This window comes from Anaerococcus rubeinfantis (assembly GCF_001487145.1).
In the GTDB taxonomy this organism is placed as follows: domain Bacteria; phylum Bacillota; class Clostridia; order Tissierellales; family Peptoniphilaceae; genus Anaerococcus; species Anaerococcus rubeinfantis.
Genome location: NZ_LN913016.1, coordinates 510739 through 523607, shown reverse-complemented (window position 1 = coordinate 523607; position 12869 = coordinate 510739). Strand labels below are relative to the sequence as shown.

Annotated in this window: 11 protein-coding genes; 4 read left to right on the top strand and 7 right to left on the bottom strand. The window is 30.1% G+C overall.

Going from position 1 to position 12869, the window contains the following annotated elements:
* Position 1 precedes the first annotated feature (1 nt).
* The 3 genes from BN3265_RS03405 to BN3265_RS03395 are packed head-to-tail and all read right to left on the bottom strand — an operon-like array spanning position 2 to position 3560.
* Complete coding sequence (locus tag BN3265_RS03405) at positions 2–202, bottom strand: cold-shock protein (protein WP_058990157.1); 201 nt, start codon at positions 200–202, stop codon at positions 2–4.
* Between the two features lie 2 nt (positions 203–204).
* Complete coding sequence (locus tag BN3265_RS03400; protein ID WP_058990156.1) at positions 205–933, bottom strand: class I SAM-dependent DNA methyltransferase; 729 nt, start codon at positions 931–933, stop codon at positions 205–207.
* Entirely contained in the window at positions 933–3560 is a 2628-nt protein-coding gene (locus BN3265_RS03395; protein ID WP_058990155.1) for a valine--tRNA ligase, read from the bottom strand. Before BN3265_RS03395 ends, BN3265_RS03400 begins: the two co-directional genes overlap by 1 nt.
* Positions 3561–4006: 446 nt before the next feature.
* Here BN3265_RS03395 and BN3265_RS03390 point away from each other — a divergent pair, with 446 nt between their 5' ends.
* The gene (locus BN3265_RS03390; protein ID WP_058990154.1) at positions 4007–4828 is read left to right on the top strand and encodes a pyruvate, water dikinase regulatory protein; all 822 of its coding nucleotides are present in this window, start codon (positions 4007–4009) and stop codon (positions 4826–4828) included.
* Positions 4821–7451, top strand: coding sequence for a pyruvate, phosphate dikinase (gene ppdK, locus BN3265_RS03385; RefSeq protein WP_058990153.1), 2631 nt, complete (start codon positions 4821–4823; stop codon positions 7449–7451). Before BN3265_RS03390 ends, ppdK begins: the two co-directional genes overlap by 8 nt.
* 83 nt (positions 7452–7534) lie before the next feature.
* On the opposite strand, the gene BN3265_RS03380 is transcribed toward ppdK, so the two are convergent.
* From BN3265_RS03380 to BN3265_RS03370, 3 genes are read right to left on the bottom strand one after another with little or no spacing between them, the layout of a single operon-like run.
* Entirely contained in the window at positions 7535–8482 is a 948-nt protein-coding gene (locus tag BN3265_RS03380; protein WP_058990152.1) for a TlpA family protein disulfide reductase, read from the bottom strand.
* A gap of 10 nt (positions 8483–8492) precedes the next feature.
* Positions 8493–9395 (bottom strand): 4Fe-4S binding protein, encoded by a 903-nt coding sequence (locus tag BN3265_RS03375; RefSeq protein ID WP_058990151.1) that lies wholly within the window; start codon positions 9393–9395, stop codon positions 8493–8495.
* Entirely contained in the window at positions 9382–9504 is a 123-nt protein-coding gene (locus tag BN3265_RS03370) for a CD1871A family CXXC motif-containing protein (protein ID WP_280641763.1), read from the bottom strand. The genes BN3265_RS03375 and BN3265_RS03370 overlap by 14 nt, the downstream gene beginning before the upstream one ends.
* Before the next feature lie 138 nt (positions 9505–9642).
* Between BN3265_RS03370 and BN3265_RS03365 the strand changes: the two genes are divergently transcribed.
* Entirely contained in the window at positions 9643–10317 is a 675-nt protein-coding gene (locus BN3265_RS03365) for a response regulator transcription factor (protein WP_058990149.1), read from the top strand.
* Positions 10314–11438: a HAMP domain-containing sensor histidine kinase gene (locus tag BN3265_RS03360; RefSeq protein ID WP_058990148.1), complete on the top strand. Its 1125-nt coding sequence runs from the start codon at positions 10314–10316 to the stop codon at positions 11436–11438. The genes BN3265_RS03365 and BN3265_RS03360 overlap by 4 nt, the downstream gene beginning before the upstream one ends.
* A gap of 49 nt (positions 11439–11487) precedes the next feature.
* Here the strand turns inward: BN3265_RS03360 and BN3265_RS03355 are convergent, their stop codons facing one another.
* Positions 11488–12738: a dicarboxylate/amino acid:cation symporter gene (locus BN3265_RS03355; protein WP_058990147.1), complete on the bottom strand. Its 1251-nt coding sequence runs from the start codon at positions 12736–12738 to the stop codon at positions 11488–11490.
* Between the last annotated feature and the right edge of the window lie 131 nt (positions 12739–12869).

Below are 12869 nucleotides of genomic sequence, written 5' to 3'. Positions count from 1 at the left end.
CTTAGCCCCTTTTTTTCACATTAAAGGCAGTATCTCCCCTGCCCAAATCTTTCACATCAAATTCAACACTTGCCCCATTTTCAATAGTTTTATAATCCTTATCAGAAATTATTTCAGAATAATGAAAAAAATAGTCGCCACTTTCTGATTCTATAAAACCAAATCCCTTTTTTTCATCAAAAAATTTAACCTTTCCTTCCATTTTTACTCCTTTTTCGCCTTAAATAAAATCCTCAAAGTATCATCCTTAATTTTTCCCATATCATCTTCATCAAAAATTTCAATTTCAGAAAAATTATTTTCTTTTAAATTTTTTTCCATAAAATCTACAGAATATATTCTTTCAACCTGATTTTCAATTATTCTTTGGTATGTTCCATCCTCATTTTCAACAAAAAAGTTTAGTTCCATATCAATAATATCATCGGTTTTAATATTATCCCAAGTGTAAAAAATATCCTCATATTCATAAATATAAGATTTTGATCCAAAAACTTCTTCCATTTTATATTCTGAATTTATATCAAAAACCAAAAGTCCACCCTTTTTCAAATTTTTATAAGAATTTTCCATCAATTTTTTCAAATCTTTTTCATCCAAAATATAATTTATAGAATCAAGCAAGATTACAATTAAATCATAGGAATTTTCATTTTGAAAATTTACCATATCATAATTATACAAAGATACATTTTCTTCTTGATATTTTTTCGAAAAAACTTCGAGCATAGATTTTGATAAATCTAAAGCATCAATTTTTTCAAAAAAATCAAAAAAATGATTGGTTAGCATGCCCGTCCCGCACGCTAACTCCAACATTTTTTCTTTTTTAATCTTATTTTTATTGACCAAAGATTTTATGTTTTCTGCATATTTTCCATAATCTAGGTCAAAAGATAATTTATCATAAATATAAGCAAAATCTTTATACATTATTTATCTTCTATTTCCTTGTAAGATTCTTGAGTTTTTACAAGTAAGTCTTTATATTTTTCTAATTTTTCTCGTTCTTCATTTACAACAGCTTCTGGTGCTTTTGAAACAAAGCCTTGATTGTTAAGTTTACCTTCTGCCCTTTTAATTTCAGATTCAAGTTTTTTGATTTCATCTTTTAATCTCTTTCTTTCCTTGTCATAATCAATTAGATTTTCTAAAGGAATATAAATTTTAAAATCATTGAAAATCAAACTTACTGCATCTTCAACTTCTTTGTCCTCATCTATTATTGAAATTTCTCCAGATTTTGAAAGATTTACAAATTGACCCTTCAAAATTTCTAGGAAATTTCTTGTATTTTCATCAGATGAATAAATTATCAAATCTTGTCTTGTTTTTGATCCAAGATTTAAAGTTTGTCTTTGATTTCTGATAGCTTTTATAGCCTCAATTGCTCCATCAACAACTCTTGCCTCGCTGTCAAAATTAAAATCATCCCTAACTTGTGGCCAAGACTCAACTATAAGCATATCTTTTTTGTTTGGCAATTGCTTATAAATTTCTTCAGTAATAAATGGCATAAATGGATGAAGAAGTGAAATCATATCTTTTAAAACATAAAGTAGAACTTTTTTAACTGTTGATTTTTTATTTTCATCATCAGAATTTAATCTTTCCTTGGCAAATTCAATATACCAATCGCAAAATTCTTCCCAAATAAAATCTTCAATCCTGCTTGCAGCAAGTCCAATTTCATATTTGTCCAAATTATTAGAAACTTCCTCAACTACATTATTTAATCTTTTTAGAATCCACTTATCTTCAAGACTTAAATCTAAATTTTTAAATTCAAGATCATCAGATTCATCAATATTCATCAATACAAATCTTGTTGCATTCCATAATTTGTTTGCAAAATTTCTGCTTGCTACAATTCTTTTTTCGTCATAGCGCATATCATTTCCAGGAGAATTTCCTGTAATAATTGTAAATCTAAGGGCATCTGCTCCGTATTTATTTACAACATCAATTGGATCAACCCCATTTCCAAGAGACTTACTCATCTTTCTTCCTTGAGGATCTCTAATTAGGCCTGTGAAAAGTACATGGTCAAAAGGAGTTTTATTTGTATTATAAAGAGAAGAAAATACCATTCTTATAACCCAGAAAAATATAATATCATAACCTGTTACAAGGATATCTGTTGGGAAGAAATATTTATAATCTTCAGTTTCTTCTGGCCAACCCAAGGTTGCAAAAGGCCAAAGAGCTGATGAAAACCAAGTGTCAAGAGTGTCTTCTTCTTGAGTGACTTTTTTTCCATCCAAATATCCATTTTCATCTGGATCATCTTCTGAAACAATAATTTCTCCATCTTCAGTGTAGAAAACTGGAAGTCTGTGACCCCACCATAATTGTCTAGAAATACACCAATCTCTAATATTTTCTAGCCAATTCATGTAGGTTTTTCCTAAAGAATCTGGAATTAAATTCAAATCTCCATTTTTATAAACTTCGATTGCATCTTTTGCCAAATCTTCCATTTTAACAAACCATTGTTTTGAAATTAATGGTTCAATTACAACATTTGTTCTTTCACTGTATCCAACTGCGTGCTCAATTGTTTCAGTTTTTACCAAAAGATTTTCTTTTTCCAAATCTTCAATCATTAACTTACGAGCTTCATACCTATCAAGACCAGAATATTTTCCATACCCTTCTTTAATTTTTGCACCTTCATCAATAACTATACATTGACCAAGTTTATGTCTTTTTCCAACTTCAAAATCGTTAGGATCATGAGAAGGAGTGATTTTTACACAACCTGTACCAAATTCCATATCAACATAGGAATCTTCAATCAAAGGAATTTTACGTCCAACAAGTGGCAAAATTAAATTTTTCCCAATTTTTCCTTTAAACCTTTCGTCTTCTGGATTAACAGCAACAGCCAAATCTCCAAGCATGGTTTCAGGTCTTGTTGTAGCAATGGTTATGAAATCATCGCTATCTTCAAAGAAATATTTTATATACCATAAGTGACCTTCTTGGTCTTTGTGATAAACTTCTGCATCTGAAAGAGCAGTTTTTGCCTCAGGATCCCAATTTACAATCCTATTTCCCCTATAAATCAAGCCGTCATCATACATTTTTTTGAAAACTTTTCTTACAGCTCTTGTAAGATTTTTATCCATAGTAAAGGAATCACGATCCCAATCACAAGAAACTCCAACAGTTCTTAATTGTCTTTTTATTGTTCCACCGTATTCTTCTGTCCAGTCCCAACATTCTTCCAAAAATTTATCACGACCTAAATCATCTTTAGATTTACCTTCATTTTTGATTTTTTCTACAACTTTTGCTTCAGTAGAAATTGAGGCGTGATCTGTTCCTGGAATCCAACAAGCTTCATAGCCTTGCATTCTTTTATATCTAATAATAATATCTTGGATTGTATTATTTAGGGCATGGCCTAAGTGCAATTTTCCTGTTATATTTGGTGGTGGCATAACTATTGTAAATGGTTTTTTATTTTCATTTACTCTAGCTTTAAAATATCCACCATCTTCCCATCTTTTATAAATTTCTTTTTCAAATTTTTGTGGTTCGTATTTTGTTTGCATAAATTCTCCTTGATTTCAAATTAAAAATTAAAAATAAATAATAAAAAAAGTAACACAACTCTCAAGGACGAGATTATCGCGTTACCACCTATCTTCCTTTTTTTTAAAAAAAAGGCTCTTATTTGCATACATGCATGCTACATTAAACTATTTCAAAACAACCTTCATAGTTTCAATTTAAAGACTTTCACCATCCGTCTTCTCTCTAAAAAATTTCCCCTACTACTCCTTTTTGTCAAAGTTTTATATTCATTTCTTTTTTTTATTATATTTTAAAAAAAGTTTTTGTCAATTTTATCAGATTTTAAAGCTAGAAAAGAAATTTATTTATTTACAAATAATTAATAATTATTAGTTTTTTTGTTTGAAAAATGTTTTCAGCTCTTGGATTTTTATTTAAAAATGCTATAATATTAATAGAATCTTATATTTAAAGAGGTGATAGGATGAAGCTTAGTGTAAACATTATCTCTGACACAAGTGGTTACGCTACAGAAAAAATTGTGAAGGTATCCCTTAGTCAATTTGATGTTGAAACAATTACAAATATATATCCAGATGTAAGGGATATAAATTCCTTGAAGGATATATTAAATTTCATAATTGAAACTGGCGATAATGTTATAATCTATCACTCATTCCAAGATTCAAGGATGAACGTTTATATCAATGACTTTTGTGAACTAAATAATATTACTTATGTTGATATAACCGGCTATTCAATAAGGACTATTTCTAAAAAACTTGATTTAGAACCAAAATATGCTTTTTCTGATGAGTCCCTTTATGAAACTGACCGATTTAAAACATTAAATTCTTTAGATTTTGCCATAAAATATGATGATGGCAAAGATTTTAGATCGCTAAAAGCCTGTGATATAGCAATTATTGGTGTATCTCGTTCTTCTAAAACTCCCTTATCAATTTATATGGCAAGCAAGGGATACAAAGTTTGTAATATTCCAATACTTTTAAACACTAGCCTACCTGATGAACTTTTTGAAATCGATAAGAATAAAATATTCGGCTTAACTATCGATAAAAATATTTTAAAATCTTTTAGGGATGAAAGGCTAAAAAGTCTAAATTTATTTGGCAAAAGTCAGTATTCTGATTTGAGAAATATCCAAAAAGAATTAGACTATGCAAAAGAGATAATGGATGATTTGGATTGTATAATAATTGATGTTACAAATAGATCTATAGAAGAAACGGCTGATATTATAATCAATCATATTAACAGTAGGAAAGGGGAAAAAAATGACTGAAAAATATGTTTACAATTTTAACGAAGGAGACAAGGACATGCGCTCTTTGCTCGGTGGTAAAGGCGCAAATTTAGCAGAAATGACAAATATGGGAATAAATGTACCATATGGTTTCACAGTTACAACTGAAGCTTGTGCAAGATTTTATGAAGAAGATCAAAAAATCTGGGAAGATCTTAATGAAGAAATTTCAAAGCACATCAAAGACCTTGAAAATCACAACGAAAAAACTTTTGGATCAACTGAAGATCCTCTCCTTGTATCAGTAAGAAGTGGTGCTCCAATTTCTATGCCAGGTATGATGGATACAATCCTTAATCTTGGCTTAAATGATGACGCTGTTATTGGACTTAGCAAAAAAACAAATAATGAAAGATTTGCCTACGATTCATACAGAAGATTTATTCAAATGTTTGCTGACGTAGCAATGGGAATTAATAAAAATAATTTTGAAAAGGTTCTTAGTGCTAAAAAAGATGAAAAAGGCGTTAGTGAAGATACAGAACTTACTGCTGAAGATTTGAAAGATGTAGTAGAAAAATATAAAAAGGTTTATAAAGATATTGAGGGCGAAGATTTCCCACAAGAGCCAAGAGAACAATTAAACAAAGCTATAACTGCTGTATTTGCTTCTTGGAATAACGAACGTGCAATTTTATATAGAAGATTAAATGATATTGATGACTCTATGGGAACTGCTGTAAATGTTCAATCAATGGTATTTGGAAACATGGGAGATACTTCTGGAACTGGTGTTGCATTTTCAAGAAACCCAGCTACTGGTGAAAACAAACTATTTGGTGAATATTTAATGAATGCCCAAGGTGAAGACGTTGTTGCTGGAGTTAGAACACCAAAAGAAATTCAAACTTTAAAAGATTCTTTACCAGAAGTTTTTGATCAATTCCATGATACTGCTGAAAAACTTGAACAACATTACAAAGATATGCAAGATATGGAATTTACTATCCAAGAAGGTAAATTATTCCTACTTCAAACAAGAAATGGTAAAAGAACTGCAAAAGCTGCTGTAAAAGTTGCTGTTGATATGGTTCATGAAGGTCTTCTTGATGAAAAAGAAGCAATTTTAAGAATTGATCCAAAAGATCTTGATGGTCTTCTCCACCCAACTCTTTCTCAAAAATCTATAAAAGAAAATAAGGCTATTGCAAAAGGTCTTGCTGCAAGTCCAGGAGCTGCAGTTGGTTACATTGCCTTTACTGCAAAAGAAGCTAAAAAAAGAGCTGCAAAAGGTGTTGATGTAATCCTTGTTCGTGAAGAAACTTCTCCAGAAGATCTTGAAGGAATGGTTTCAGCAAGTGGTATTCTTACAGCTAGAGGTGGTATGACAAGCCATGCTGCAGTAGTTGCAAGAGGAATGGGAAAATGTTGTGTATCTGGAGCTCATGATATTTATGTTGACGAAGATGAAAGATTTGTAAGAATTGATGGAAAGAAATATTCTGACCAAGATGTTCTATCAATAGATGGTTCAACTGGAAATATTTATGCTGGAGCACTTGAAACTGAAAGTCCAAAACTTGAAGGAAACTTCGGCGAATTTATGGGATGGGTTGATAAATATCGTGACATGAAAGTTAGAACAAATGCTGATACTCCTCACGATGCTGAACAAGCTCTTCAATTTGGAGCTGAAGGAATTGGTTTGTGTAGAACTGAACACATGTTCTTTAAAGCTGACAGAATTTTCCAAGTTAGAAAAATGATTTTGGCTCACAATGCTGAAACTAGAAAAGAAGCTCTTGATAAAATTCTTCCAATGCAAGAAGATGATTTCTATCAAATTTATTCTATAATGGGAGAAAGACCTGTAACAGTAAGACTTCTTGATCCACCTCTTCACGAATTTTTACCAAGAGGACAAGAAGAAATTAGAACTCTTGCTGAAGATTTAAATATGGAAATTACTGAAGTTAAGAAAAGAATCCTTGACCTTGAAGAAGTAAACCCAATGCTTGGATTTAGAGGACTTAGACTTGGCGTTAGATATCCAGAAATTTCAAAAATGCAAGCTCGTGCAATAATTCAAGCTGCTATCCATTGCAATGAAGATGGAATAAAAGTTGTTCCTGAAATAATGATTCCACTTTCATCTGATGTAAAGGAACTTGCTTATGTTAAATCTCAAGTAAGAGAAGAAATTGAAAAAGTTTTCGAAGAAAAAGGAAAGAAAATTGACTACTTGTTAGGTACAATGATCGAAATTCCTAGAGCTGCAATAACAGCTGATGAAATCGGTGAAATCACTGACTTCTTCTCATTCGGTACAAACGACTTAACACAAATGACCTTTGGTCTTTCAAGGGATGATGCTGGTAAATTCTTAGATCTTTATTTAGACAAAGATATTTTTGCCAAAGATCCATTCCAAGTTTTAGATCAAAAAGGTGTTGGTTTCTTGGTTGAAACTGCTGTAGAACGTGGTAAAAAAGCAAATCCAAACCTACACTTAGGAATCTGTGGAGAACACGGTGGAGAATCTACAACTGTAAAATATTTGTACAATGTCGGTCTTGATTATGTATCTTGTTCACCATTTAGAGTTCCAATAGCAAAACTTGCTGCAGCTCAAGAAGCTATAGAAAATCCTAGAAATAAATAATTTTTAACATAAAAATACCAGAGTTTAAAACTCTGGTATTTTTATTGTTTTCAAGAAGGATAAATTAAATCTAAGTTTAAATCTTATATTTCGTCTTTTATAATTTTTTCCATCATATCTTTTACTTTGTTGTAGGTATCTTCTTTATCTATTGCTCCAACAATTGGATCTCCTACAATATTTCCTTCACTATCTACAAGTATTGATGTTGGATATGACATAATTGTTTCAGTGTATTTTTCAAGTTCGCTGTCTTTGTTTATTGTTATATTTCTATATTTTGCTCCTTGTTTTTTTAGGATTTTTTTGGCTTCTTTTATTGTATCTTCATCCCCTACTTTGGCTTCTGAATTTATTCCTATAACTTGTCCGCCCATTTTTTCTACTTCTTCATTTAATTGTTGTAATTTTGGAATTTCGCCTACGCATGGTGCACATCCATTAAACCAGAAATTTACAAGAGTTAATTTTTTGTCTTTAAAAATATCTTTTGTTACTTCTTTTCCATCAAAATCTTTTGATTTAAATTCTGGAAAGGCTTTTAATTCTTTGGTTGATGCTTCTTCTTTTTTATTGTAACCATTGTTAAATTGGCTATCTATGCCCTTTTTTTTGTTTATAATTTTCTCGATTTTTCCAATTTCCTCTACATCTTTTTTAAGTAGATCATAATCTTCTTTTGAGAGTTCATCTTTTGATTTTTCTACCAAATCTAGAAGGTACATATCGTAAGATACGCTAGCTTCCCCTGCTACTTGACTCTTATCAGCTTTTGAAAATGCAACTTGCCATTGCTTGTTATGACTTTCAATAATTTTATTTTGTTTTTCCATCAACTCCTCAACGGACTCATCTGTTGATGATGGATTTTCATTACTTGTTTTATTTGATTCTTTTTTATCTGTCATATTGCTTTCAATACTTTTATTGTTGCTTGACATTTCATTTTTATCTTCCTTTTTTGAACAAGCTGTAAAACTTAATGCCAAAGCTAAAGCTAAGGCTGATATTTTTAATTTATTATATTTCATTTTTTTCTCCTTAATTAATTTCTTTTTTTATTTTTTCTTTTTCTACTTCTTTTTTATCAAATCCATATTGATATTTTAAAGCACAAGTCGGACATGATTTTATACACATTCCACACCTTATACATTCTGTGTGATTTTGGTCTTTTCTAACATCTACATCCATTTTGCACGCTTTTTGACATTTTTTACAAGATATGCACTTATTATTATCAAAATTTATTTTAAATAGGGAAATTTTATTAAATAATGCATAAAATGCTCCCAATGGACAAATCCACTTGCAAAAGGGTCTAAAAAATATTATTGATAGGATTATACTTATTATTAAAATTGTAAGTTTTAGGTTAAATAATGATCCTAGGCTTGCCCTTATTGATGAATCTACAATAGAAAGTGGAATTGCTCCTTCCAAAACTCCTGCAGGGCAAATATACTTACAAAAATATGGATTACCCATGCCCAAATCATTTACTAAAAAAACTGGTAAAATTATAACTGTAAGTACAAGTATCAAATATTTTATGTATCTCAGTGGCTTTAATTTTTTTGTTGAAAACTTTTTTGATGGGATTTTATGTAAAATTTCTTGGATAAAACCAAAAGGACACAAAAATCCACAAACAAGTCTTCCAACCATGACTCCAACAAAAATCAAAAATCCACTCACATAATAGGAAAATTTGAACTTTGATGAACCTGCTACTGCCTGATAGGCTCCTATGGGACATGCTCCAGAAGCTGCAGGACATGAATAACAATTTAGACCCGGCACGCAAATCTTTTTAAAATCCCCTCTGTAGATTACCCCTTTAAAAAAGTTAGGTATGTGAATATTTGTGAGAAAGCTTGCTAATAATTGAATAAACCGCCTATATTTTGCTAAAATATTTAATTTTATTTTATCCAATACCAACACACTCCAAACATAGTTTTATGGCCTTACTTAAAACCGTATCAACTTCTCCACGAAAGGCACCGTAAGTAATAAAAACTATACTCAAAATCAAAAATCCTATTTGCATATTTTTCTTTTTTCTTATTTCTATAACAATCACCTCTTTACAAATTAATAATAACATAGGTCATATAAATTTTCTGTTAAGATTTTCTTAACAGATATTTTATTTTGATTTGATATAATACTTATAAAAGGAGAAAAAATGAAAATTTTAATTGTAGAAGATGAAAAAATATTAAATGAGACTATTAGTAAATCTTTGAAAAAAGCAGGATATGAGGTCGAATCAGCTTTTGATGGCTTTGATGCTATGGAGATGATAGAAATTGAATCCTACGACCTTGTAGTTTTGGATTTAAATCTTCCAAACATGGATGGGATGGAAATTTTGAAAAATTTAAGAAAAGGAGATGAGGAAACAAAAGTTTTAATTCTTTCTGCAAGAAGCCAAATCCAAGATAAGGTTGAAGGTCTTGATGCAGGAGCCAATGATTTTTTGCAAAAGCCCTTTCATTTGGACGAATTAAAGGCAAGAGTAAGGTCTTTAACTCGAAGAAATTTTATCCAAAATCAAACAAATCTTACCTTTGATAGGATAAAATTTGATAGCAAAAAAAGACTTACCTTTGTTGACGAAAAAGAATTAAGATTAACAAGAAAAGAATCTGGAATTTTAGAATATTTACTTTTAAACCAAGGCCGCCCTATAAGTCAAGAAGAATTGATTGACCATGTTTGGGATTCTAGCGTTGATTTGTTGAGCAATTCAATAAGAGTTCACATTTCAGCTCTTAGGAAAAAATTAAAAAATGGACTTGGCTATGATCCAATTGAAAATAGAATTGGTGTGGGATATCTTTTGAGGAAAATAAAATGAAAAAAATGTCATTAAGGCTTAGAATTGCCATTTTAACAAGTATTTTGATTGCTCTTACAAGTTTGACCATGAACTTTTTTATGAACAAAACCGCTTATTTTTATATAGATTCTCTGGGTGGCTATGTAGATAAGATAGAAGATAAAAAAGATTTATATATAAATATTGATGAAGACAAGATTGATGAATTTCAAAATACTTTTTCAGACCAAGTTACAAGTTCCAAAAACAATTTTTCCAAAAAAGCCTGGATTATTACAAGTTTGGTTACTATTTTTGGAGGAATTATTTCATATTTTTTAAGCGGAAAATTTTTAGAACCTTTGGATAAATTTTCCAGGCAAATCGAACAAATCCAACTTAAAAATATTACAGACTACGAAGTTAAAGAAAATCCAATAAAAGAATTTCAAAAATTAACCAAATCTTTTAATCAGATGCTTGAAAGATTAAACGAATCTTATAAAAACGAAAGGGAATTTACAGCAAGAGCCGCCCACGAACTAAGGACTCCCCTTACCATAATAAATTCCCAAATAGATTTATTTGAAGAAAAAAATATGGATGAAAAAGAAGTAAGTAATCTTATGACAATGATAAAAAACGAATCAGATAGGCTATCAAAACTTGTAACAAGTCTGTTGGATTTAAGCGAATTAAGGTCAGTTTCAAGAAACGAAAAAATTGAGCTTTCCTCTTTAATAGAAGAAGCAATTCAAGATTTATCATATATAGCCGATAAAAAAGATATAGATATAGAAAATAATTGCAAGGAAATTTATATAGAAGGAAGTGATATTTTAATTTATAGGGCTTTTTATAACCTAATTGAAAATTCCATAAAATACAACAAAAACCACGGTTATATAAAAATATATTCAAAAGTAAAAAAAGATTTTGTAGAAATTTTTGTAGAAGATAGTGGAGTTGGTATAGACTTAAAAGAAAAAGATAATATTTTTAAGGCCTTTTATAGGATAGAAGGAAATGAAGAAAAAGGATCAGGCCTTGGTCTATCCCTTGTAAAAGAAACAATAAAAATCCATGGAGGAGAAATAAAAGTTTTAAATAAAGAACAAGGCAGCTTAATAAAAGTTAGTCTTCCAATTTCAAATTTGTAAAATTTAATTTAAAAGACAAAAAAACTAGGCACAGGGCCTAGTTTTTTAATTAAATTTCTTTAGCATTTATAATTTCATCATCGAAACCATCTTTGTAGTCATTATTTTTAACTATATGTTTATTAAATATTTTATCTATACCAACTGAGATTGCTGTATCTCCTGATATATTTGCTGCGGTTCCAAATGAATCTTGGGTTAGGTAAAGTGTGATCAACAATGATGCAAGTTCACCTTCTGAAGGAATTCCTACAACTGGTAAAAATGGTAGAGCACTCATTACAGCTCCACCTGGTGCTCCTGGTGCTGCAACCATAGCTATTCCCAAAATTGCCATATATCTTAACATCAATAAATAAGAATGATCCATTCCATACATGGTTAAAATTGTAAATGTACAAGCTGTGATTGTAATCATTGATCCTGGCATGTGAACTGTAGCTCCAAGAGGGATAACAAAATCTCTTATTCCCTTGCTAACACTGTTTTGTTTAGCACACTCTAAGTTTACAGGAATTGTAGCAACAGATGATTGAGTTCCAACTGCTGTTAAATATCCCTTGATTTGGTTTTTTATTAAAACAAGAGGATTTTTCTTTGTATAAAGACCATTTATTATAAATAAAGCAGATATGTATAATAAGTGAAGGGCAATTACACATAAGAATATTTTCCAGAATATTGATAAAACTGCAAAAACAGATCCAGTGAAGGCCATTTTTGAGAAATTACCAAAAATAAAAAATGGTAATAATGGAACAATTGCTGTTGATAAAACTTTTGTAATTATATCATTAAATTCCCCTATTAAACCATAAGAATATTCACCCTTACCATGTTTTCTTAACCAAGAAATTGAAATTCCCATCATAAAGGCAAAAATAATTGCTGATGTAACATCAAAAAATGGTGTGATAGGTACTTCAAAAAATGGATTAACTTCAATTTTACTTGAAGCTTGAATTTTAGAAACCTGATCTTGACTAATAAAAGCTGGGAAAATATTAGAACTCATTAAATAAGATAAAGAACCACCAACTATAGTTGATGTATAAGCAATAAGAACTGTTACTGCAAGTAACCTTCCAGCTCCTTCTCCAAGATCAGCTATTCCTTTAGTAACAAAAGCGATAATCATAAGTGGAATAACAAAGTTTAAAAATGCACCGAAAATAGATGAGAATGTAACTGCAATTCTTACAAACCATTCAGGCAAATATAAACCTGCTAAAGTACCTAAGGCAATCGCTATCAATAATTTAGGTATTAAACCAAGTTTTTTCTTTTGAGATTTACTCATATAAATTTAAACACTCCTTTTTTTAGCTATATTTTTATGTACAATATATAGCTCGTTTCATGACTACCTTTTCATTATAAGTCAAAAAATAAAAAAGTGCAAATTAATTTGCACTTTTTTTAACAAATTTC

Bases quoted from the DNA above. Each gene is read 5' to 3' on its own strand.
- BN3265_RS03405 (WP_058990157.1), bottom strand. From the start codon at position 202: ATGGAAGGAAAGGTTAAATTTTTTGATGAAAAAAAGGGATTTGGTTTT.
- BN3265_RS03400 (WP_058990156.1), bottom strand. From the start codon at position 933: ATGTATAAAGATTTTGCTTATATTTATGATAAATTATCTTTTGACCTA.
- BN3265_RS03395 (WP_058990155.1), bottom strand. From the start codon at position 3,560: ATGCAAACAAAATACGAACCACAAAAATTTGAAAAAGAAATTTATAAA.
- BN3265_RS03390 (WP_058990154.1), top strand. From the start codon at position 4,007: ATGAAGCTTAGTGTAAACATTATCTCTGACACAAGTGGTTACGCTACA.
- ppdK (WP_058990153.1), top strand. From the start codon at position 4,821: ATGACTGAAAAATATGTTTACAATTTTAACGAAGGAGACAAGGACATG.
- BN3265_RS03380 (WP_058990152.1), bottom strand. From the start codon at position 8,482: ATGAAATATAATAAATTAAAAATATCAGCCTTAGCTTTAGCTTTGGCA.
- BN3265_RS03370 (WP_280641763.1), bottom strand. From the start codon at position 9,504: ATGCAAATAGGATTTTTGATTTTGAGTATAGTTTTTATTACTTACGGT.
- BN3265_RS03365 (WP_058990149.1), top strand. From the start codon at position 9,643: ATGAAAATTTTAATTGTAGAAGATGAAAAAATATTAAATGAGACTATT.
- BN3265_RS03360 (WP_058990148.1), top strand. From the start codon at position 10,314: ATGAAAAAAATGTCATTAAGGCTTAGAATTGCCATTTTAACAAGTATT.
- BN3265_RS03355 (WP_058990147.1), bottom strand. From the start codon at position 12,738: ATGAGTAAATCTCAAAAGAAAAAACTTGGTTTAATACCTAAATTATTG.